Genomic DNA, 274 nt, shown 5'->3' with positions numbered 1-274 from the left:
CGCTCGCCTCCGAGGACGAGCTGTTCGCGCGGGTCGAGTCCCCCGTCGCGGAGCGGGACCGGCTGGTCGCCGGGATCACTGCCGCCGGCTGGTGGGTCCCCGAGCCACAGGGCAACTTCGTGTGGTTCGACCTCGGCGAGCGGACGGCCGAGCCCGCCGCCGCCGCGGGGGAGGCGGGCATCGCCGTACGTCCGTTCGCCGGCGAGGGCGTGCGGGTCAGCGTGGGAGAGCCCGAGGCGACCGACCGGCTCGTCGAGCTGCTCGGCCGCCTCGC

1 protein-coding gene is annotated in these 274 nt (G+C 77.0%); it reads left to right on the top strand.

Translation table 11 applies throughout. The features are described from left to right. On the top strand, positions 1 to 274 hold a 274-nt coding region (locus F0U47_RS21440), incomplete at both ends, for an aminotransferase class I/II-fold pyridoxal phosphate-dependent enzyme (RefSeq protein WP_368666154.1).

Source organism: Nocardioides antri (genome assembly GCF_008373765.1).
GTDB classification, from domain to species: domain Bacteria; phylum Actinomycetota; class Actinomycetes; order Propionibacteriales; family Nocardioidaceae; genus Nocardioides; species Nocardioides antri.
Note: the sequence above shows the minus strand (reverse complement) of the source record. Positions and strands in the feature narration are given on the sequence as shown.